Below are 20,003 nucleotides of genomic sequence, written 5' to 3'. Positions count from 1 at the left end.
GGTCGTCCTCCTCGGTCTTCGGGGAGGATCGGTGCTCCCCGCGCTTGCCGGCACCCCTGCGGTGCCCGCCTGGTCGTCACCCGGGGCACCCCGCCGCGAGTGGAGGGTTGCCGGCCAGCGAGCCGGGGCTTTGCCGCCCGTTCGGCACGGGAGGTCGCTGGCGCTCATGACCTGGCGTCCATGGTCCGCGACGGCGCGGGCGGGTGTCAACAGGCGGGCACCGTGTCCCACCATGTGGACGTCTCGTCGCCTCAGGGAGCCGCTGACGCCACCACGCCCCCGGGAGCGCGGGCAGGGGCCGCCCGAAGGAAATACGGGTCGCGTTGCGTGGTCTCCGCAATGGGCCGACGCACAGCCGCTCCTTAGTTTGGACGAGCGACGTGCCGACGGAGGGCGACGCGTCGTGTCTGGCTCCACACCCATCTCGACGGCAGGAGTAAGGCATGACAGCACACCACGGCCCGGACGACGGCGTCCGGGCGCAGGAGGGCACGCGTGTGCGTGCACGACGCCGGCACGGGGCACGCGCCCTCGCCGTCGTCACGGCGGCAGCGCTCGCGACCGTCGCGAGCATCACCGGCCTCGCGGGTCCCGCTCACGCGGCCGCCAGGCTCACCGCGTCCTACCAGGCGCTGAACTACGGCTACACCATGGGCAAGTACACGATCACCAACGCGGGGGACTCCGCCACGGACACGTGGCGCCTCGAGTTCGACGTGCCGTCCGGCACCTCCGTCGGGCAGGTCTGGTACGGCGTGAAGTCGGGGACGGCCACCCACGTCGTCATCGACGCCGAGTACTACAACAAGGCGATCGCGGCCGGGAAGACCAGCGAGCCGTACAGCCCGATGTTCATCGTCACGGGCAGCGGCTCACCCACGAACTGCCGCATCAACGGCGTGAAGTGCGACGGCTCGGCGGACACCCCGCCCGGGACGCCGTCGGGCGTGAAGGTCACCGGGACGACCACCAAGAGCGCCACGCTGTCGTGGACGGCCTCGACCGCGACCGACTGGCCCGTCGCCGGGTACGTCGTGAGCGGTGGTCCTGCGGGCTCGACCGTGGCCGTCGACGGGACCACCGCGGTCGTGAGCGGGCTCGCCCCGAACACGTCGTACGCGTTCACGGTCGCCGCGAAGGACACCCACGCCAACGTCTCGGCAGCGAGCGCGGCGGTCACCGCCAAGACCGCGAACCCCGCCGACGACACCACCCCGCCCACCGCACCGGGGACCCTCCGGAGCACGAGCGTCGACGCCGTGTCGGTCGGGCTCGCCTGGACGGCGTCGACGGACGCGCACGGCATCGCCGGGTACGACGTCTACCGGGGCTCGACGCTGGTCAAGAGCGTCCCGGGCACCGCGACCGCGACCACGGTCACCGGCCTGACGCCCCTGACGTCGTACACCTTCACGGTCAAGGCCCGCGACGGCTACGACAACGTCTCCGCGGCCAGCAACGCCGTGACCGCGAAGACCACGGACGTCGTCGGGCCGGGCGCGTACGCCCGCGTCGGCTACTTCGTGCAGTGGGGCATCTACGGGCGCCAGTACTTCGTAAAGAACCTCGACACGTCGGGCGCGGCGAAGAAGCTGACGCACATCAACTACGCCTTCACGAACATCGACCCGAAGAACCTCACGTGCATGGAGGGAGTCACGCAGGGGACGAAGGCGGACCCCGAGGACCCGAGCCAGGGCGACGGGGCCGGTGACGCCGACGCGGACTACGGCCGGCCGATGTCGGCGGCGCAGTCCGTCGACGGCGTGGCCGACACCGGGTGGGAGCCGCTGCGCGGCAACTTCAACCAGCTCAAGAAGCTCAAGGCGAAGTACCCGGATCTCAAGGTGCTCATGTCGATCGGCGGCTGGACGTACTCGAAGTACTTCCACGACGCCGCCCTCACGGACGCGTCGCGGCAGAAGTTCGTCGCGTCCTGCCTCGACCTGTACATCAAGGGCAACCTGCCGCTCGCGGGCGGCGCGGGCGGGACCGGCGTCGCCGCCGGGATCTTCGACGGCATCGACGTCGACTGGGAGTGGCCGGGCGCCGAGGGGCACCCGGGCAACCACTACGCCCCCGAGGACAAGCACAACCTCACGCTGCTGCTCGCCGAGTTCCGCAAGCAGCTCGACGCGTACTCGGCGGCCACCTCGGGCAAGCGCTACCTGCTCACGGCGTTCACGCCGGCCGACCCGGCCAAGATCGCCGACGGCTGGGAGATCTCGGGCAGCCCGAACGTGTTCGACTCCCTCGACTTCGCGAACGTCCAGGGCTACGACTTCCACGGGTCCGGCTCGGACAACTCGTGGGAGCCGAACCGCACGGGCGACCAGGCCAACTGGTACGTCGACGCCCAGGACCCGTACCCGACGCACTTCAGCGCCCAGGGCGCCCTGGACGAGTACCTGGACGTGGGCGTGAGCCCGCGGCGTCTCACCATCGGCGTCCCGTTCTACGGGCGCGGCTGGCAGGGCGTCACGGACGGCGGGGCCAGCGGCGAGTGGCAGGCCGCCAACGGTGCCGCACCCGGTCAGTTCGCGGACGAGGCCGGCACGCGCGGCTACAGCAACCTCAAGGCCGCGTTCCCGTCCATGACGGTCGTGCACGACGCCCAGTCGCTCTCGACCTTCGGGTACACCGGCGCGGGCGGGCAGTGGTGGACGTTCGACGACGCCTGGTCGCTCGGCCAGAAGATGAAGCTGGTCAAGCAGGACGGCCTGCTCGGCACGATGATCTGGGAGATGTCGGGTGACGACGGCTCCCTGCTGACGGCGATCGACACCGGGCTGAAGTAGCCCGTCGGTCCCCGGACCGGTTCCCCTCCGGGCGTGCGGGCCGACCGCGCGCCACGAACCGGGCACGACCGGCTGCTGAGACGACCGTCTCAGCGGCCGGTCGTGCGTCGTACCATCGCAGGGTCCATCCCGAGCGGCCGAGTGACGTGGCACGTCGACGCCGCAGCAACCCGCGGGCCCGGTTCACCGGCCCGGCCGAGGGTGCTACCGCCACGACCGATGGTGCGCACCGCGGGTGCGCCGAAGGAGGTCCCCATGACCGTCACCGCCCGTCCCGCCGAGGGCTACGCCGGCGACATCACCCCCCAGCAGGCCTGGGAGCTCCTGCGTGACGAGCCCGGGGCCGTCCTGGTCGACGTCCGCACCGAGGGCGAGTGGCGCACCGTCGGCGTGCCCGACACGTCGTCCCTCGGCGCCGCGCCCGTGTTCGACGAGTGGGTCACCGGGCTCGGACAGCTCAACCCCGCGTTCCTCGACCAGCTCGCGGCCGCCGGCGTCACCGGCGGGCCCGTCGTGTTCCTCTGCCGCTCCGGGCAGCGCTCCATCGGCGCCGCACGCCTCGCCACCCAGGCCGGCATCTCCCCCTCGTACAACGTCCTCGAGGGCTTCGAGGGCGCGCCCGGGATCACCGGCGCGCGCGACCAGGAGGGCTGGAAGGTCGCCGGGCTGCCCTGGGGCGCCTACGACCCCGAGGCCGCCGCGTCCGACACCGCCCAGCGCACGGACGGGGTGGCCGAGTGAGCACCGGACGCGCCCCCGGCATCCCCACCGGTCCCGCCGCCGACCCCGTCGTCTCCGGCGGCCACGGCCGCGGACCGCTCCCCGCGAGCGCCCGCCCCGCCACCCTCGCCGTCCGCGGCGGCCACCGCCGCTCCGACTTCCAGGAGACGTCCGAGGCGCTGTTCCTCACGCAGGGGTACGTCTACGACTCGGCGTCCGACGCCGAGGCCGCGTTCACCGGCGACGTCGAGCGGTTCGTCTACTCCCGGTACGGCAACCCGACCGTCCACACGTTCGAGGAGCGCCTGCGCCTCATCGAGGGCGCCGAGGCCTGCTACGCCACCGCGACCGGCATGTCCGCCGTGTTCACGACGCTCGCGGCGCTCGTCGGCAACGGCTCCCGCATCGTGTCCGCGCGGGCCCTCTTCGGGTCCACCGTCGCGATCTACGAGGACATCTTCGCGAAGTGGGGCGTCCAGGTCGACTACGTCGACGGGCACGTGCTCTCCCAGTGGGAGGAGGCGCTGGCCACGCCCGCCGACGTCGTGTTCTTCGAGACGCCGTCCAACCCCATGCAGGACGTCGTCGACGTCCGCGCCGTCGCCGACCTCGCCCACCGGGCCGGGGCCGTCGTCGTCCTCGACAACGTGTTCGCCACCCCGGTGCTGCAGAAGCCGCTCGAGCTCGGCGCCGACGTCGTCGTGTACTCCGCGACCAAGCACATCGACGGGCAGGGACGCGTCCTCGGCGGCGCGATCCTCGGCTCGCGCGAGTTCCTCGAGGGTCCCGTCCAGACGTTCATCCGGCACACCGGGCCGTCGCTGTCCGCGTTCAACGCGTGGGTGCTCCTCAAGGGCCTCGAGACGCTCGACCTGCGCGTCCGCGCCCAGTCCGCGGCCGCGCTCCAGGTCGCGACCGCGCTCGAACAGCTCCCCGGGCTCGCGGTCGTCCGCTACCCGTTCCTCGACTCGCACCCCCAGGTCGAGCTCGCCCGGTCCCAGCAGACCGGCGGCGGGACCGTCGTGACGTTCGACCTCGACGTCCCCGAGGGCACCGACGCCGACGACGCCAAGAAGCGAACCTTCGCGTTCCTCGACGCCCTGCGCGTCATCGACATCTCCAACAACCTCGGCGACGCGAAGTCCCTCGTCACCCACCCCGCGACCACCACGCACCGCAAGCTCGGGCCCGTGGGGCGCGCCGCCGTGGGGATCAACGAGACGACCGTGCGGCTGTCCGTCGGGCTCGAGGACCCTCTCGACCTCATCGAGGACGTCGAGCAGGCGCTCGCCGCCCGCTGACCGCCCCCCCGGGGCTCAGATCCCCGGGTGCGGCAGCCGCGCGCGCACGAGCACGCCGCCGTCCTGCACCGCGAGGTCGACCGACCCGCCCAGCTCCGCGGCGCGTTCGCGCATCGACGCGATCCCGACGCCCGGGACGATCCGCGGCACCGCGTCCGAGCGCGTCGCGGGCGCGCCCCCGGGCGGCGGTCCACCGCCGTGCGGCGCAGCGTCGTCCGGCGCAGCGTCGTCCGGACGCTCATGGACCTCGACGACGAGCGCCTCGTCGGTGTCGACGAGCACCACCTCCGCGCGGTGCGTGCGCGCGTGCCGCGCCACGTTCGTCACGGCCTCGAGCACGATCCGGTAGGCCGCGACCTCGACCGCCGCCGACAGGCACGCGGTGCCGAGCGACGCGGACGCCGTGAGGTCCACGACGAGCGGCGCACCGTCCGACGACCGCATGGTCGCGACCCGCTGGTCCAGCGCGCCGACCAGGCCCAGCTCGTCGAGCGCCGGCGGACGCATCCCCTCGACGATCCGCCGGACCTCCGACACCGCGGCCCGCGCCTCCTGCCGCACCCGGTCGACGAGCGTCCGCGCAGCCTCGGCGTCTGACCCCAGCGTGTTCGACGCCGCGTCGGCCGTGTACGCGATCCCGGACAGCGTCGGTCCGAGACCGTCGTGCAGGTCGCGCCGCACCCGCCGGCGCTCCTCCTCCGCCGCGACGAGCGTGCGTCCGCGCGACTCCGCGAGGTCGAGCGCGAGACGCCGTGCCCGCAGCGTCTGCGCGAGAGCCGGGGCGACCACGGCCACGACGCGCGCGTCGGACGCCGAGAGCGACCCGTCGGCGCGACGCGGCGTGAGGACGAGACGCCCGACCTCCTGCTCGCCGAGCCGCAGCGCGAGCGCCGTCGAGTCGCCCGGCGCGTCGGGGTCGCCCACGTGCGCGACCTCCGTGAGCCCGCCCCCCTCCCCCAGACCCTCGAGTCGCGCGTACGGGACGTCGAGCACCTCCACCAGCGCGCGCAGCGCCGGGACCGGATCCTCCGCGACGTGGGCACCGACGCGGGCCGCCGCCGCGAGCGGGTCCTGACGCCCGCCGTACAGGATCGCCTCGGCCGTGCCTCGCAGACCGCGCCGCACCGGCTCGAACACCGCCGCACAGCCCACCGCGACCAGGCCGAGCACGTCGGACGCCGGGTCCTCCCCCGCGACCGAGCCGATCATCGTCGCGACCGCGACGAACCCCACGAAGACCAGCACCGCCGCCGCGCCGAACGCCGCGCCCTCGACCACGGCACGCCGGGGCGACCCCTGCCACGGCACCGGACGCACCCGCACCGCGACCAGCGACACCGGGACGGGCACGAGGAGCAGGGCGAGCATGACGTCCGCCCACGGCTCCGGCACGAGGAAGCTGACCGGGACGAGGAGGACGAGTCCCGGGAGGGCCGCGGCGACCGGCCACAGCAGGCGGGGTCGCTCCCGGACCGGCGCGAGCTCGACGGCCGTCCACCAGCAGCCCACCACGACGAGGGCCGCGACCAGTGCAGCACCCGACACCCACCCGTCGTCGCGCACCAGCGCCACCGCACCGCTCAGCACGCAGACCGCGATCCCGGCCCGGACGAGCGGGTGCCGCCACGGCACACCGGACGCCCGCACGATCGCGACCGGCAGGAGCACGACGAGCCCCACGACCGCGACCGACACGACGGTCCGCGACGTCCGGTCCGACAGCGCCGCCGCGGCCCCCACCCCGAGGACGGCGCCCGCTGCGAGGAAGAGCGCCACGAGCACCCGGTCGGGGTCGTGGTGCCCCAGGAGCACCGCGCCGCACCCGAGCAGCGTGACCGCGAGGAGGGCGAGCGCGGGCGCCTCAGGGCCGACCATCGCGGGCCCCGTCCCGCGAGGCGCGCTCGTGCCCGGCCGGATCCGCCTGCCCGAGCCCGCCCTCGCGCGCGCGGACGATCGCCGCCGACCGGTCCGTCACCGCGAGCTTGACGAAGATCGACGACACGTTGTTCGCGACCGTCTTCGGGGCCAGGAACAGCTCGGCCGCGATCGCTGCGTTCCGCTTGCCCTGCGCGACCAGCTCGAGGATCTCCCGCTCACGCTCCGTCAGCTCGGGGAAGGGGACGTCGGACCCCCGTGGCACCGGGCCGGGACCCGCCGCGAAGAGCGCCAGGACGCGCTCCGCGACCCCGGGCCCGAACACGGCCTCGCCCGCCACGACGCCGCGCACCGCCCGCTCGATCTCGGCCTGCTCCGCGCCCTTGAGGAGATACCCGCGCGCCCCGGCACGGACCGCGCCGAACACCGTGTCCTCGTCGTCGTACATGGTCAGCATGAGCACCGCCACGGGCGCTGCGCTGGGTACGGCCGCGACCACCCGCCGCGTCGCCTCGATCCCGTCCATGCCTGGCATCGAGACGTCCATGAGCACCACGTCGGGGCGCAGACGACCGACCTGCTCCACGGCGTCGGCCCCGTCGACGGCCTCACCCGCCACCTCGATGCCCGGCAGCGAGTCGAGGAGCGCGCGCAGCCCGCTCCGCACGACCGGGTGGTCGTCCGCCAGGAGCACGGTGATGGGCTCGTCCACGCGAGCATCCTCCCGCGCGACGCCCGGGCGCGCCCAGGGTGCAGGCTCCCGCGTCGACCGGGAAGCTGCGCGGCCGTCGGACGGGACTCCCGCCGGGAACGCGCACCCTGTCGCCGGGAACGTGACCCGCGCCACGCTTGAGGCACGACGCGACGACCGCCGCGCCCCGTCGTCCCCGACCCGGGACCCGTCCACCAGGAGATGCCATGTCCACGCCGACCGGCACACCGCGCGACACCGTCACCGGTGGGAGCGCCCCGCAGAGCCCCGCATCGTCCGGTGACGGCGTGACCGGACTCGACGACCTCGGCCGTCACCCCCTCCCGCCGCTGCGACGCAGCCAGAAGGTGGGGCTGTGGATCCTCGTCGTCATCACCGTGCTCAGCATGGTGCCCTTCACGACCCCCGGGGACACGGACGACGCCGGCAACCAGGTCGGGCCACCCGTCGCGATCCTCGTCGTCGACGGGCTCCTCGCGATCGGCATCCTCGTGGCGATCGTCGTCGCGTTCCGGACCCGGTCACGGCTCGCGATCCGCATCGCCTGCGGTCTCGCGATCCTCGACGCCGTCACCGCGCTCCCGGCGTTCTTCGCCGACCAGCCGGCCGGGATCGTCGTCGCCGCCGCCGTCTACGTCATCGCGACGGCCGTCGCCGTCGTGCTCGCGCTGCGCGTCCCCCGCAGCGCCGAGCTCCTGCCCGCGTCCTGACGCGCACCGTCGTCGTCCCCCGCGGCGGCGCCGGACCTCGACCGCCCTCGAGGTCCGGCGCCGCCGCACCGCGCGGTCGGCGGGTCATGATGGTGGCGTGACCCTCTCGGAACCCGCGCGGCCCACTCCGGGGCTCCCCCGTGCCGTCACGCTCGTGCGCGCGGACAACCCCGGGCCCATGACGCTCGACGGGACGAACACGTACGTCCTGCGGACGCCCGGAGCGGCGGGGTGCGTCGTCGTGGACCCCGGACCGGACGACGCCGCGCACCTCGACGCCGTCGCGCACGTCGTCCTCGAGGGCTGCGTCGCGGTGCTGCTCACCCACCGGCACGCGGACCACTCCGCAGGCGCTGCGACCCTGGCCGAGCGGCTCGGGGTGCCCGTCCGGGCGGCGCTGCCCGACCTGTGCAGCCCAGGTGCGACCCCGCTGGCCGACGGTGAGGTGCTCGCCGTCGACGGGCTGCAGGTCGTGGTCGTCGCGACGCCCGGCCACACGTCCGACTCCGTGTGCCTCGTGCTCCCCGACGACGGCGCCGTCCTCACCGGCGACACCGTGCTCGGTGCCGGGTCGACCGTCCTCATGGAACGCGACGGCGGCGACCTCGGCGACTACCTCGCGTCGCTCGACGTGCTCGAACGGCTCGCCGGGCGCGCGCGCGAGGACGTATCGGTCGTCGGGCTGCCCGGCCACGGGCCGGTCGTCCCCGACCTCGGCGAGCGTGTCCGCGCGTACCGCGAGCACCGGCTCGCGCGGCTCGGCGAGGTCCGTTCCGTGATCGACACCGCCGGGCTGGTGGCCGACCCCGCGGACCCGGCATGCGTGGAGGCGGTCGTCACCGCCGTGTACCCGGACGTCAGCGGCAGGCTGCGGCAGGCGGCGGAGCAGAGCGCGCGCGTCCAGCTGGCCTACCTCGCGTCGCGCTGATCCGTCGCTGCCGCGCGGTGTTCGTGACGCCACGCACCCGAGCCCGCCCCGCTGCGCGTCGCTGCCGCGCGGTGTTCGTGACGCCACGCACCCGAGCCCCGACGGAACCGCCGCCGAAACCGCCCAGAACCGCGCCATACCGAGGATCGACGGCACGCCGGACCGCCGTCGAGGGGCAACTGTGGTGCGTGGCGTCACGAAACCCCAGCCGTCGAGGGGCGGCTCGGGTGCGTGGCGTCACGAAAGCCGGGCGGACTGACGCCCACCCGGTGCCCGACAGTGCTTGACTGGCGCCGTGACCTCCGAGGACGCGACGACGCCCCGACCCGATCCGTCGGACGTTCCCCCTGAGCCGGCCCGCACCTCCCCCGGGCTCAAGCTCGCCGTCGGTGCCGCGGGCGGAGCAGTCGCCGGGACGGTCGGCGCGCTCACGACCGGACACGTCGGCCTCAGCGTCCTCGCCGGGTGGATCGTGACGGCTGCGCTGTTCGTCGGCTGGACATGGCTGCACCTGTGGCCGCTCGACGCCGACGACACGGCCACGCACGCCACCCGTGAGGACCCGACCCGGCGCACGACGCACCTCGTGCTCGTCGTCGCGGCGCTCGCGAGCGTCGTCGGGGTCGCGTTCGTGTTCTTCGGCACCAGCACCACCGACAAGGCGGCCGCCGCCGGGGTCGCGATCCTCGGTGCCGTCGCGTCGTGGGCGACGATCCACACCCTCTACGCGCTCGCGTACGCGCGGACGTACTGTGCCCCTGGACCTGACGGCGACGCCGCGGGCGGCGTCGACTTCCATCAGGACGAGCCGCCGCGCTACTCCGACTTCGCGTACGTCGCGTTCACCGTCGGGATGAGCTACGCGATCTCCGACACGGACCTCGGGTCCTCGCAGATGCGCCGCATCGCGATCAACCACGCGCTGCTGTCGTACCTGTTCGGGACCGTGATCCTCGCGGCGCTGATCAACCTCGTCGCGGGGCTCTGAGGCGCTCCGGCCTAGGGCTTCGGAGTCTGGTCGACCTGGAGTACAGGCCGGAACCGTCGGACGCGTCGTCCTTGACCGACACGGTCATGCCGTACTGCGTTCCCGTGGACGGGTCGGTCAGGGTGCACCGCGACGTCTCGCCGACCTTCAGGGTGATGCTGTCCGGGCACTCGACGTCGGGGCGCTCGCCCACCGACTTCTCGAGCGAGGACTCGGCGATGGCCGCGACCTTGTCGCCCGACAGCTCGGTGCCGGAGTCGCCGCCCGTGCTCACGTGCACGCTGCAGCCGGCGAGCGCGACGGCCGCCCCGCGGACGAGGTCATCGGTTCCCCGGGGGCCGGCCATCCGGGGAACCTCTCACTCAGCCGACGCTCAGGTCGTCGAGGTCGGTCACGGGGACCGTCGTGCCGCGCAGCGTGCCCGCGACGGCCGCGAAGGTGGCGTCGTCGCCGTCGACGACCGCGTAGCCGAGCACGCCGCGCAGACCGCCGGCGGCCTCGGCCGGCTCACCGAGGAAGAAGACGCCGTCCGTCCCGGCGGCGGGGACCTCGCTCGCGAGCGGCGCGTCCTGGTAGCCCGGCGTGGGCGTCCCGCCGGCGCCCGGGCAGCGCGGATTCAGCACCGTCAGGACGACGAACGACTCCGCGCCGGCCGACGGCTCGGTGCCGGCAGCGGTGGCGGCCGCCGAGTCGGTGCCAGCGGACGCGGTCGCCGGGGCGCCGAGGGTGTCGTCCACGGCGACCGTGAAGGTCTCGTTGACCAGCCCGGACACCTGGTTCTTGCGGGGCGTGGACGCCGCCGTCACGTGCCCCCGGACGATCACCGACGACGCCTGCGCGAGCTGCTCCGGGCTGCTGAACGCCTGCGCGTCGATCGCCGCGCACGAGAGCGGCGCGGGCGCGCCGCACCCGACGAGCACGGACGTCGCCCCGGCAAGCAGCACGGCGACGGACGTCAGGCGGCGGACGCGGGACGAGGGCACGCCCCGGACGCTACCCGCTCGACCCGTCACGTCGCGTCCCACAGCTCCCGGTAGAAGGCGGTGCGGTCCGGATCGGGCGCGACGCCGTACGCGGCGAGGAGCTCGTCCTCCCAGCCGGGACCGTAGTTCCACTGCGTGCTCCAGGTCGCGACGGCGAGGTCGGCCCAGCGGTCCGCGACGCCGAGGCGGCCGAGGTCGACGTGCGCGGACCAGCGCCCGTCGTCGGTGAGCAGGGTGTTGGGGGCGCAAGCGTCGCCGTGGCAGACGACGAGCCGGTCGACGTCCGGCGCCCGGGCGCGCAGGGCGGCCGCGCGCTCGGCGTCCGTGTGCACGCCGTCGGCGACCGACCGGGCGAGTCGCTCGTCCACGCCCCAGCCGAACGGGCAGCCGTCCACCGGGAGGGCGTCGTGCAGGGCGCGGAGGCCCTCGCCGATCGCGCGGACGGCGTCCCGCGGACGGTCGAGCCAGACGGGGTCGACCGCGCTGGCGCCCGGCACGGCCGCGGTCACGAGCCACGAGCCGTCGGCGTCCTCGCCCGCGTCCAGCACCGGCGGGACGGGAGTGAACGGCGACGCCCACCTGAGCCGGACGGCCTCGGCCGCCAGGTCGAGGTCCGCCGCGCCGACGGGCGCCCACTTCACGTACCGCGTGCTCGCGCCCGACTCGGGCCCGAGCCGGAACGTCAGGCCGCCGGCCTCGTTGCGCCACACGGGGACCGGTTCGACGGCCGCCGCGGTGCCTTCGTGACCGGCCGAGCCCCCGGCGACGCGCCGCACCGCCTCCGGGACCACGACCGGACCGTGCGGGACGGCGGCGAGCGGTGTGCGCGACACGTCAGCCCGACCGTCGGCAGTCGTGCGTCAGGCGGAGACGAGGCTCGCGAGCACCGACGTGAAGAACCCGAGGCCGTCCGTGCCGGCCTTGTGGCCCTCCGCCGACTCGGGGCCGAACCCGGCCTCGACCGCGTGCTCCGGGTGCGGCATGAGGCCGACCACGTTGCCGCGTGCGTTCGTGACGCCCGCGATGCCGCGACGCGACCCGTTCGGGTTCCAGCCGTCGTAGCGGAACGCGACGCGGCCCTCGCCCTCGAGCTCGTCGAGCGTGTGCTCGTCGGCGACGTACTGGCCGTCCTGGTTCTTCAGCGGCACGACGATCTTCTGACCCTGCGCGTACTGGTTCGTCCACGCGGTCGACGCGTTCTCGACCACGAGGGTCTGCTCGCGGCACACGAAGTGCAGGTGGTCGTTCTTGATCATCGAACCGGGCAGCAGGTGCACCTCGGTGAGGACCTGGAAGCCGTTGCAGATGCCCAGCACGGGCATCCCGCCGTGGGCGGCGTCGACGACCTGCTCCATGACGGGCGCGAACCGGCTGATCGCCCCGGCGCGCAGGTAGTCGCCGTAGGAGAACCCGCCGGGCAGCACCACGGCGTCGACACCGTGCAGGTCGGCGTCGCCGTGCCACAGGGACACGGCCTCACCGCCCGCCAGGCGCACCGCACGGGCCGCGTCCCGGTCGTCGAGCGTGCCGGGGAACGTGACGACGCCGACGCGGGCGGCACCGAGCGCGCTCATCAGGCGTGGGTCCCGTCGACGATCGTGCCGGCGATCGCGTCGGCCTCGATCGCCGCGACGCGCACGACGTCCTCGATCACCGGGTTCGAGAGCACCGTCTCGGCGGCACGCTGCGCGGCCGCGAGGACCTCGGGCGTCACGTCGCCCTCGACCTCGAGCTCGAACCGCTTGCCCTGACGGACGGACACGAACCCGTCGAACCCGAGCCGCGGCAGGGCGCCGGCGACGGCCTTCCCCTGCGGGTCGAGGATCTCGGGCTTGGGCATGACGTCGACGACTACGCGTCCCACGGGGGCTCCTTCGAAGGATGCGCCGGGCGCGGCCGGCAGGTGCTGGCAGGCGCGGCGCGGGGCGGGGGTCCGGGAGCAGTCTACCGGCGTCGCGCGGGCGTCGGCGCGCGTCCTCGGCCGCAGCCCGAGGCCCGATCGCGAGCACGGTTTCACCCGGTGGACCGGCCCGGCGCCGCTTGGCGCGGGTGACCTGCGTCACGTAGCGTGACGCCCGCAGCGCGTGGCTCCGCCTGGAGACGCACCCGTGCTGTGCACAACCATCGAGCCTCCCCCACCGGCAGCGGAGCCGCGGGACGGGGTCGGTGCTCGCGTTCAAGGGAGAACACGAGAAGTGACATCCGCACACCGCCGGGCCCGTACGCGGTCCCGGAACGGCGCACTGCGCGCCACGTCAGGGCTCGCCGCCGGCGCGCTCGTCGCCACCGGCCTCGCGGGCGCGATCATCGCGGCCCCGTCGGCGTCCGCCGCGACCGGGGACAACCCGTTCGGTCCGAACGTCACCGTCTTCGACCCGAGCATGTCGGTCGACGACATCAACGCCGCTCTCGCGAGCGCACAGAACTACTCCGAGTTCGGCACCGACCGGCACGCGTTCTTCTTCAAGCCCGGCACCTACGGGTCCGCGGCGGGGCAGGACAACCCCGCGACGGCCACGGGCGTCGTCAACGGCCAGGTCGGCTACTACGAGACCGTCTCCGGCCTCGGCGCGAACCCGGACGACGTCACCATCAACGGTGCCGTCCACGCCGAGGGCGTCCCCCCGCAGACCCACTGCCCGTGGGACAACTGGGACGGGGGCGACAGCTCGCTCACCGTCTTCTGGCGCTCGATGTCGAACATGAAGATCAACCCGATCCAGCAGCCCGTCGCCGGCGACACCGGCGTCAAGGGCGTCTGCTACCCGTCCGACAGCAACCCGGACGGCATCCTGTCGCCCGAGGGCGTCGCCGACGCGCACCAGCTCCGCTGGGCCGTGTCGCAGGCGGCGCCGCTGCGTCGCATGGACATCACCGGCAGCCTGTCCGTGTTCCCGCGCTTCGGCGGGTTCGCATCGGGCGGCTACCTCTCCGACTCCCGCGTGTCCGGCACCGTCACGTCCGGCTCGCAGCAGCAGTGGTACACGCAGGACAGCCAGCTGCAGACGTGGGACGGCTCCGTGTGGAACCAGGTCCTCGCCGGCGTGAACGCCGACGCGACCTACACCACGCCGTCCGGCAAGGTCACCGCCGACCAGCTCACCTACCCGACGCCCGCGTACACGGTCGTCGACAAGGTGCCCGTGAGCCGTGACGCGCCGTTCGTCACCTGGGACGCGAACCACGGGTACGCGGTCTTCGTGCCCGACGCCCGCACGGGCTCGTCGGGCGTGTCGTGGGCCGGCGGCGACGACTCCGGGACCTCGCTCCCCCTGTCGTCCTTCTCCATCGCCCACCCGGGCGACACGGCCGCGGCGATCAACGCGCAGCTCAAGAAGGGCAAGAACCTCGTCCTGACGCCGGGCGTCTACTCGCTCGAGGCGGCGCTCACCGTCCCGAAGGCCAACCAGGTCGTCCTCGGCCTCGGCATGGCGACGCTCTCCCCCACCAACGGGACCGCCGCGATCGTCACCGGTGACGTCAAGGGCATCAAGATCGCCGGCATCACCGTCGACGCCGGCGCCGTGAAGTCCGACGTCCTCGTGCAGGTCGGCACCGCCGGCACCACCAAGGGCGACGCGACCGACCCCACCACGCTGTCCGACGTGTTCGTCCGCGTGGGCGGCGCGCACGCCGGCAAGGTCGAGACCGCCATCCAGGTCAACACCCCGTACACGCTCCTCGACGACATCTGGTCGTGGCGTGCCGACCACGGCGCCGGAGTCGGGTGGGACCAGAACACGGCGGACCACGGGCTCGTCGTCAACGGCGCGCACGTCACCGCGACCGGCCTGTTCGTCGAGCACTACCAGAAGCAGCAGGTCGTCTGGAACGGTGAGTCCGGCACCACGGTGTTCTTCCAGTCGGAGATCCCGTACGACCCGCCGACGCAGTCCGCGTGGATGGACGGCGACCGCAAGGGGTACGCCGCGTACGCCGTCGCGCCCGACGTGAAGCACCACAGCGCGTCCGGTCTGGGCGTCTACTCGTTCTTCGACACGACGCGCAACGACGGCTCCGACATCCGTCTGGAGTCCGCCATCACCGCCCCCGTCACCAAGGACGTCACGTTCACGCACGCCGTGTCGCGGTTCCTCAACGGTGTCGGCGGCATCAACCACGTCGTCAACGACGCGGGCAAGGCGTCGGTCGCCGGGTCGAACGAGGACTCGACCACCTACCTGGAGACCTACCCGGGTCCGCTGCCGCCCACGATCTCGTCCGTGTCCGTCGCGGACGGCGACACCGTGTCCGGCAAGGTCGCGTTCAAGGTCGTCCTCGACGACGACGCGTCCGACGTGTCCTACACGTACATCGAGCTCAACAAGGGCGCGGGGCACACCTGGGTGACCGACAACACCAAGGCCCCCGGGTCCACCAACACCGGCACGCACCCGAAGCTCGTCGTCGACACCACGACGCTCGCCGACGGCACGTACGGGCTCAAGGTCGACGCGATCGGCACGAACGGCAAGGGCGTCGAGAAGACCGTGACGTTCACGATCAAGAACGCGCCCGAGCTCACCTTCAAGACGCCCGCCGACGGTGCCACCGTCAGCGGGAGGACCGCCGTGAAGGTCAAGCTCGACAGCCTCAACCCGCAGGCCTACAACCTGCGGATCGACTCGGCCGGCCTGCAGTACGTCTACCAGCCCACCGCGGGCGTCCAGACGTACCAGCTCGACACCACGACCCTGAGCGACGGCGTCCACACGCTGCTCGCGACGGCGACCGACAAGGACGGCGACAAGACGACCGTGACGGAGAAGATCACCGTCGCGAACGGCGTCGTCGTGAGCTGACGTCCGACCTGCAGAACGGCCCGGCCTCCACGGCCGGCACGAGCCCCCGGTGCCCTCGGCGCCGGGGGCTCGCTGGGGGCGGGTCAGCGGAGCTCGAGCGGGGAGCCCGTCAGACGTTCGTACGCCTCGAGGTACCGGTCGCGCGTGCGCTCGACGACGTCGTCGGGCAGCGGCGGCGGTGCGTCGCCGCTGCGACGGTCCCACCCGGACGCGTCGGACGTGAGCCAGTCGCGGACGTACTGCTTGTCGAAGCTGGGCTGCGCGCGACCGGGCTCCCACAGGTCGACCGGCCAGAACCTGGACGAGTCAGGCGTGAGGACCTCGTCGCCGAGGGTGGTCACGCCGGTCACGGGGTCGACGCCGAACTCGAGCTTGGTGTCGGCGAGGATCACGCCGCGCTCGCGCGCCACCGCCTCGGCGCGGGCGTAGACAGCGAGCGTCAGGTCGCGCAGGCGGCCCGCGGTGTCGTCACCGACCGTTGCGGCGACCTGCTCGTACGACACGGTCTCGTCGTGCTCGCCGAGCTCGGCCTTGGTGGACGGCGTGAAGATCGGCTCGGGCAGCCGCGACCCGTCGACCAGGCCGTCGGGCAGCGCGATCCCGGCGACCGCCCCGGACGCCCGGTAGTCCGCGAGCCCGGAGCCGGTGAGATAGCCGCGGGCGATGCACTCGACGGGGAACATGTCGAGGCGGCGGCAGATCATGGCCCGCCCGGCGACCACGTCGGGCACGAGCCCGTCGCCGGGCTCGGCGGACGCCTGCGTCGACACGACGTGGTTCGGCACGACGTGCGCGAGCTGGTCGAACCACCACAGGCTGAGCTGGGTGAGGACGACGCCCTTGTCGGGGATCTCGCTGGAGAGCACGTGGTCGTAGGCGGAGATGCGGTCGCTCACGACGACGAGCACGACGTCACCGAGCGGGTGGACGCCGCCGAGCGCCGGGAGGTCGGGCTCGTAGAGGTCGCGGACCTTGCCGGAGTAGAGGTGGCGCCATCCAGGCAGCACGGGCGTGGAGTCGATGCTCTGGGTCACGCGCCCAGTGTTCCAGACCCCTGCCGCCCGGTGGCGTCTGTCCAGCGATCGACGCGCCGCGCCGCGCCCGGCGCGATGTTCACCGGGGCAATCGTCGCCCGCCATGCGTCGTTCACCCCGGGTTCGCGCGCACCGGTCAGCGTCCGACGCATGACGCTCAACCGCACCCCCCTGCTCGCCGGCGTGGCCCTCGTCGCCGGCACCCTCGCGGTCTCCGTGACCGCACCTGCCGCCACCGCCGCGACCACGTCCGCCGCAACGTCCGTGTCCCCGAGCACCGCCGTCTCCCCGTTCGACATCCCCTTCACTGCCGCCCAGGTCACCGACCACGGCGACGGCACCTTCACGATCACGTGGAACGCACCGGGCGTGCAGAAGGTCCGCATCTACACCGGCGCCAACCAGCTCGGCATCGACACGCGCACCGTCGTCGCGCAGGGCGGCAGCACGGGCAGCGTCACGGTGACGGTGAAGGCCGCCGCCGACCGCCGCTGGTTCCGCCTCGTCCCGGACCGCGGCCTCCCGCTCACGCTCGCGGACCGGCTCGTCCGCCTCGACGGCACCGTCAACTTCCGCGACCTCGGCGGCTACCGGACGACGGACGGCCACTGGGTCGCGATGGGCAAGGTGTACCGGGCGGACGCCCTGAACAACCTGTCCGACGCGGACCTCGCGAAGCTCCAGCGCCTCGGCGTCCGCACGGACGTCGACCTGCGCACGGCGGACGAGCGCGCCAGCGCCCCGGACCGCGTGCCCGCCGGCACGAAGTACGTCGTCGACGACGTCCTGGGCGGCTCGGTGACGACGTCGTTCAACCCGACGACCCCGGACGCAGCCGCCCAGCTCATGGTCGACGCCGAGAAGACGATGGTGTCGTCGACGAGCGGCAAGGCCGCGTACGCGGACCTGTTCGACCTCGTCGAGTACCGGCCGGGCGCGATCGTGTTCCACTGCACCGCTGGCAAGGACCGCACCGGATGGGGTTCGGCGGCCCTCTTGACCACCCTCGGCGTCCCGCAGGAGACCGTGCAGGCCGACTACCTGCTGAGCAACGACTACCGCGCCGCAGCGAACGCCGCCACGCTCGCGCAGATGCCGGCGGCCTACGCCGCGATCTACAAGCCGCTGCTCGACGTGCGCCCCGAGTACCTGGCCTCCGGCTTCGACGAGGTGCAGTCGGCCTACGGGTCCTGGAGCACCTACCTCAGCAAGGGCATCGACCAGAACCTGTTCGACCGCGTCGTCCTGCGCGCGGAGCTCCTGCAGGGCTGACGCTCAGCCCGGGGCGCGGCGCCGCCCGAGCACCAGCAGGCAGGACGCCCCGTCTCCCGGCCAGATCTCCAGGCCAGGGAGGCGGGGCGTCCTGCGTGGACCGCGGTCCTGCGGGCGGGTCAGTGCTCGTCCGGCGTCCGGGCGGGCCCGAACGTGCCGGCGGGCGGCGGTCCAGCGGGTCGACCGGCCGGGGCATCAGGCCACCCGGGCGTCACGGCAGTCCCCTGGTTCCGGCCGATCGCGAACCACAGGATCGTGCCGACGAACGACGCGAGCGCGATGAGGATCAGCCACAGCAGCCGCTCGTTGCTGGTCAGGCGCGGCGACGTCGCCGCCTCGACGAGCGCGATCACCCACGCCACCAGGAGGCCGATCAGCACGACGACCAGCACAAGCCCCAGAAGTCCGGCTCTCATGGCGTTCTCCCCCGCTCTCTTCGGACGTCCGAGATCATCCGGCCCGGAACGGGCAGATCATGACACGTCCGGCGACCTCGCGCAGCAACCGATCCACGTGGCGGCGGGCAGGGGCGTCAGAACCGCTCGGCCGGGTAGTTGTCGTGCAGGTCGTGGGTGGCGTGGTCGCTCCCGGCGGCGGCCTTCGCGATGTCGGTGCGGTAGTGGGACCCGGGCAGGGTGATGTGGTCCACGCCGTCGTAGGCGCGGCGTCGTGCCGCGTGCAGGTCGTCGCCCGTGGCGACGACGGACAGCACGCGCCCGCCCGCGCTGACGAGGGTGCCGTCGACGACGGCGGTGCCGGCGTGCAGGACGTGGACCCCGGGGACCTCGCGCGCGTGGTGCGTCCCGACGATCGGGTCGCCCTGCCGGACCTGGCCGGGGTACCCGTGGGCGGCGACGACGACGGTCACGGCGGCCTCCGGGCTCCAGCGCAGCCGCCCGACCTCGGCGAGGCGGCCCTGCGCGGCGGCCAGCATGATCGTCGAGAGCGGCGTCTCGAGGCGGGCGAGCACGGACTGCGTCTCGGGGTCGCCGAACCGCGCGTTGAACTCGATGACCCGCAGGCCGCGGCTCGTGAGCGCGAGCCCGCAGTACAGGACGCCGACGAACGGCGTGCCGCGGTCGCGCATCTCGTCGACGGTGGGCTGCGCGACCCGCTCGACGACCTCCTGGACCAGACCCTTCGGCGCCCACGGCAGCGGACTGTACGCGCCCATGCCGCCCGTGTTGGGGCCGCGGTCGTCGTCGAACGCCCGCTTGAAGTCCTGGGCGGGGGCGAGCGGGACGACGGTGCGGCCGTCGCTGATGCAGAACAGCGACACCTCGGGGCCGTCGAGGAACTCCTCGACGACGACCCGGCCGCCCTTCTTGGCGAGGCAGGCCTTCGCGTGGGCGCGGGCGGCGGCGAGGTCGAGGGTCACGACGACGCCCTTGCCCGCGGCGAGGCCGTCGTCCTTGACGACGTAGGGCTTGCCGAACGCGGAGAACGCGTCCTCGGCCTCGGCGGCCGTGGTGCAGACGCGGGCCATGGCGGTCGGGACGTCCGCGGCGGCCATGACCTCCTTGGCGAACGCCTTGGAGCCCTCGAGGTGCGCGGCGGCCGCGCTGGGGCCGAAGACGGGGATGCCGGCCTCGGCGACGGCGTCGGCGACGCCCGCGACGAGCGGCGCCTCGGGCCCGACGACGACGAGGTCGGCGTGCAGACGCTGGGCGAGGGCGGTCACGGCGGCGGGGTCGAGCTGGTCGACGGCGTGGAGCGTGGCCTCCTCGCCGATGCCCGGGTTGCCGGGGGCCGCATGGAGGTCGTGGCGCAGGCCGTGCAGGCCCTCCCTCGCGAGACTGTGGACGATGGCGTGCTCGCGAGCACCGGACCCGACGACGAGGATCTTCACGTCTCCCGATCCTAGTCGCGTCGGCGTCGGA

18 protein-coding genes and 1 riboswitch are annotated in these 20,003 nt (G+C 73.6%); of the genes, 8 read left to right on the top strand and 10 right to left on the bottom strand.

From position 1 onward, the window contains the following. Positions 1 to 35 precede the first annotated feature (35 nt). Positions 36 to 172: riboswitch (SAM riboswitch) on the bottom strand. A gap of 271 nt (positions 173 to 443) precedes the next feature. From CLV34_RS06280 to CLV34_RS06270, 3 genes are all read left to right on the top strand, one after another. Then, on the top strand, positions 444 to 2,798 hold the full coding sequence (locus tag CLV34_RS06280; RefSeq protein WP_100349428.1) for a glycosyl hydrolase family 18 protein: 2,355 nt from the start codon (positions 444 to 446) through the stop codon (positions 2,796 to 2,798). A gap of 255 nt (positions 2,799 to 3,053) precedes the next feature. After that, positions 3,054 to 3,539, top strand: coding sequence for a rhodanese-like domain-containing protein (locus tag CLV34_RS06275; protein WP_100349867.1), 486 nt, complete (start codon positions 3,054 to 3,056; stop codon positions 3,537 to 3,539). Continuing rightward, the gene (locus CLV34_RS06270) at positions 3,536 to 4,819 is read left to right on the top strand and encodes an O-succinylhomoserine sulfhydrylase (protein WP_425436188.1); all 1,284 of its coding nucleotides are present in this window, start codon (positions 3,536 to 3,538) and stop codon (positions 4,817 to 4,819) included. The genes CLV34_RS06275 and CLV34_RS06270 overlap by 4 nt, the downstream gene beginning before the upstream one ends. A gap of 15 nt (positions 4,820 to 4,834) precedes the next feature. Here the strand turns inward: CLV34_RS06270 and CLV34_RS06265 are convergent, their stop codons facing one another. Together CLV34_RS06265 and CLV34_RS06260 are read right to left on the bottom strand one after the other, a co-directional pair. After that, positions 4,835 to 6,694 carry a sensor histidine kinase gene (locus CLV34_RS06265; protein ID WP_100349427.1) on the bottom strand — a complete coding sequence of 620 codons (1,860 nt, stop codon included), beginning with the start codon at positions 6,692 to 6,694 and terminating at the stop codon, positions 4,835 to 4,837. After that, entirely contained in the window at positions 6,681 to 7,406 is a 726-nt protein-coding gene (locus CLV34_RS06260) for a response regulator (protein ID WP_245859050.1), read from the bottom strand. Before CLV34_RS06260 ends, CLV34_RS06265 begins: the two co-directional genes overlap by 14 nt. A 206-nt stretch (positions 7,407 to 7,612) precedes the next feature. Between CLV34_RS06260 and CLV34_RS06255 the strand changes: the two genes are divergently transcribed. The 3 genes from CLV34_RS06255 (at position 7,613) to CLV34_RS06245 (ending at position 10,032) form a co-directional block, all read left to right on the top strand. After that, on the top strand, positions 7,613 to 8,116 hold the full coding sequence (locus CLV34_RS06255) for a hypothetical protein (protein ID WP_100349426.1): 504 nt from the start codon (positions 7,613 to 7,615) through the stop codon (positions 8,114 to 8,116). 97 nt (positions 8,117 to 8,213) lie between these two features. Continuing rightward, a complete protein-coding gene (locus tag CLV34_RS06250; protein WP_245859048.1) occupies positions 8,214 to 9,044 on the top strand; it encodes an MBL fold metallo-hydrolase in 831 nt (276 codons plus the stop codon). A gap of 295 nt (positions 9,045 to 9,339) precedes the next feature. Further along, positions 9,340 to 10,032: a DUF1345 domain-containing protein gene (locus tag CLV34_RS06245; RefSeq protein ID WP_100349425.1), complete on the top strand. Its 693-nt coding sequence runs from the start codon at positions 9,340 to 9,342 to the stop codon at positions 10,030 to 10,032. On the opposite strand, the gene CLV34_RS06240 is transcribed toward CLV34_RS06245, so the two are convergent. From CLV34_RS06240 to purS, 5 genes are read right to left on the bottom strand one after another with little or no spacing between them, the layout of a single operon-like run. Continuing rightward, positions 10,010 to 10,378, bottom strand: coding sequence for a DUF4333 domain-containing protein (locus tag CLV34_RS06240; protein ID WP_100349424.1), 369 nt, complete (start codon positions 10,376 to 10,378; stop codon positions 10,010 to 10,012). The two genes, CLV34_RS06245 and CLV34_RS06240, sit on opposite strands and share 23 nt — an antisense overlap. Before the next feature lie 16 nt (positions 10,379 to 10,394). After that, entirely contained in the window at positions 10,395 to 11,015 is a 621-nt protein-coding gene (locus CLV34_RS06235) for a hypothetical protein (protein ID WP_100349423.1), read from the bottom strand. A gap of 26 nt (positions 11,016 to 11,041) precedes the next feature. Then, positions 11,042 to 11,848 carry an aminoglycoside 3'-phosphotransferase gene (locus tag CLV34_RS06230; RefSeq protein WP_100349422.1) on the bottom strand — a complete coding sequence of 269 codons (807 nt, stop codon included), beginning with the start codon at positions 11,846 to 11,848 and terminating at the stop codon, positions 11,042 to 11,044. Positions 11,849 to 11,875: 27 nt separating this feature from the next. Next, positions 11,876 to 12,589, bottom strand: coding sequence for a phosphoribosylformylglycinamidine synthase subunit PurQ (gene purQ / locus CLV34_RS06225; RefSeq protein WP_100349421.1), 714 nt, complete (start codon positions 12,587 to 12,589; stop codon positions 11,876 to 11,878). Beyond that, positions 12,589 to 12,879 carry a phosphoribosylformylglycinamidine synthase subunit PurS gene (gene purS, locus CLV34_RS06220; protein ID WP_100349420.1) on the bottom strand — a complete coding sequence of 97 codons (291 nt, stop codon included), beginning with the start codon at positions 12,877 to 12,879 and terminating at the stop codon, positions 12,589 to 12,591. The genes purQ and purS overlap by 1 nt, the downstream gene beginning before the upstream one ends. Before the next feature lie 331 nt (positions 12,880 to 13,210). On the opposite strand from purS, the gene CLV34_RS06215 reads away from it, so the two are divergent. After that, positions 13,211 to 15,817 (top strand): adenylyl cyclase, encoded by a 2,607-nt coding sequence (locus CLV34_RS06215; protein ID WP_211289367.1) that lies wholly within the window; start codon positions 13,211 to 13,213, stop codon positions 15,815 to 15,817. Positions 15,818 to 15,900: 83 nt separating this feature from the next. On the opposite strand, the gene CLV34_RS06210 is transcribed toward CLV34_RS06215, so the two are convergent. Then, positions 15,901 to 16,851 (bottom strand): phosphoribosylaminoimidazolesuccinocarboxamide synthase, encoded by a 951-nt coding sequence (locus tag CLV34_RS06210; protein WP_245859046.1) that lies wholly within the window; start codon positions 16,849 to 16,851, stop codon positions 15,901 to 15,903. Between the two features lie 150 nt (positions 16,852 to 17,001). Between CLV34_RS06210 and CLV34_RS06205 the strand changes: the two genes are divergently transcribed. Further along, positions 17,002 to 18,123: a tyrosine-protein phosphatase gene (locus CLV34_RS06205; protein WP_100349863.1), complete on the top strand. Its 1,122-nt coding sequence runs from the start codon at positions 17,002 to 17,004 to the stop codon at positions 18,121 to 18,123. Between the two features lie 119 nt (positions 18,124 to 18,242). Here CLV34_RS06205 and CLV34_RS06200 read toward each other — a convergent pair whose 3' ends face one another. Beyond that, a complete protein-coding gene (locus CLV34_RS06200) occupies positions 18,243 to 18,539 on the bottom strand; it encodes a PLDc N-terminal domain-containing protein (RefSeq protein ID WP_100349418.1) in 297 nt (98 codons plus the stop codon). A gap of 116 nt (positions 18,540 to 18,655) precedes the next feature. Continuing rightward, entirely contained in the window at positions 18,656 to 19,972 is a 1,317-nt protein-coding gene (gene purD / locus CLV34_RS06195) for a phosphoribosylamine--glycine ligase (protein WP_100349417.1), read from the bottom strand. Positions 19,973 to 20,003: the final 31 nt, after the last annotated feature.

This window comes from Luteimicrobium subarcticum, from assembly GCF_002798015.1.
Lineage (GTDB): Bacteria > Actinomycetota > Actinomycetes > Actinomycetales > Cellulomonadaceae > Luteimicrobium > Luteimicrobium subarcticum.
Note: the sequence above shows the minus strand (reverse complement) of the source record. Positions and strands in the feature narration are given on the sequence as shown.

Bases quoted from the DNA above. Each gene is read 5' to 3' on its own strand.
- CLV34_RS06240 (WP_100349424.1), bottom strand. From the start codon at position 10,378: ATGGCCGGCCCCCGGGGAACCGATGACCTCGTCCGCGGGGCGGCCGTC.
- purQ (WP_100349421.1), bottom strand. From the start codon at position 12,589: ATGAGCGCGCTCGGTGCCGCCCGCGTCGGCGTCGTCACGTTCCCCGGC.
- CLV34_RS06205 (WP_100349863.1), top strand. From the start codon at position 17,002: ATGACGCTCAACCGCACCCCCCTGCTCGCCGGCGTGGCCCTCGTCGCC.
- CLV34_RS06200 (WP_100349418.1), bottom strand. From the start codon at position 18,539: ATGAGAGCCGGACTTCTGGGGCTTGTGCTGGTCGTCGTGCTGATCGGC.
- CLV34_RS06280 (WP_100349428.1), top strand. From the start codon at position 444: ATGACAGCACACCACGGCCCGGACGACGGCGTCCGGGCGCAGGAGGGC.
- CLV34_RS06255 (WP_100349426.1), top strand. From the start codon at position 7,613: ATGTCCACGCCGACCGGCACACCGCGCGACACCGTCACCGGTGGGAGC.
- CLV34_RS06275 (WP_100349867.1), top strand. From the start codon at position 3,054: ATGACCGTCACCGCCCGTCCCGCCGAGGGCTACGCCGGCGACATCACC.
- CLV34_RS06265 (WP_100349427.1), bottom strand. From the start codon at position 6,694: ATGGTCGGCCCTGAGGCGCCCGCGCTCGCCCTCCTCGCGGTCACGCTG.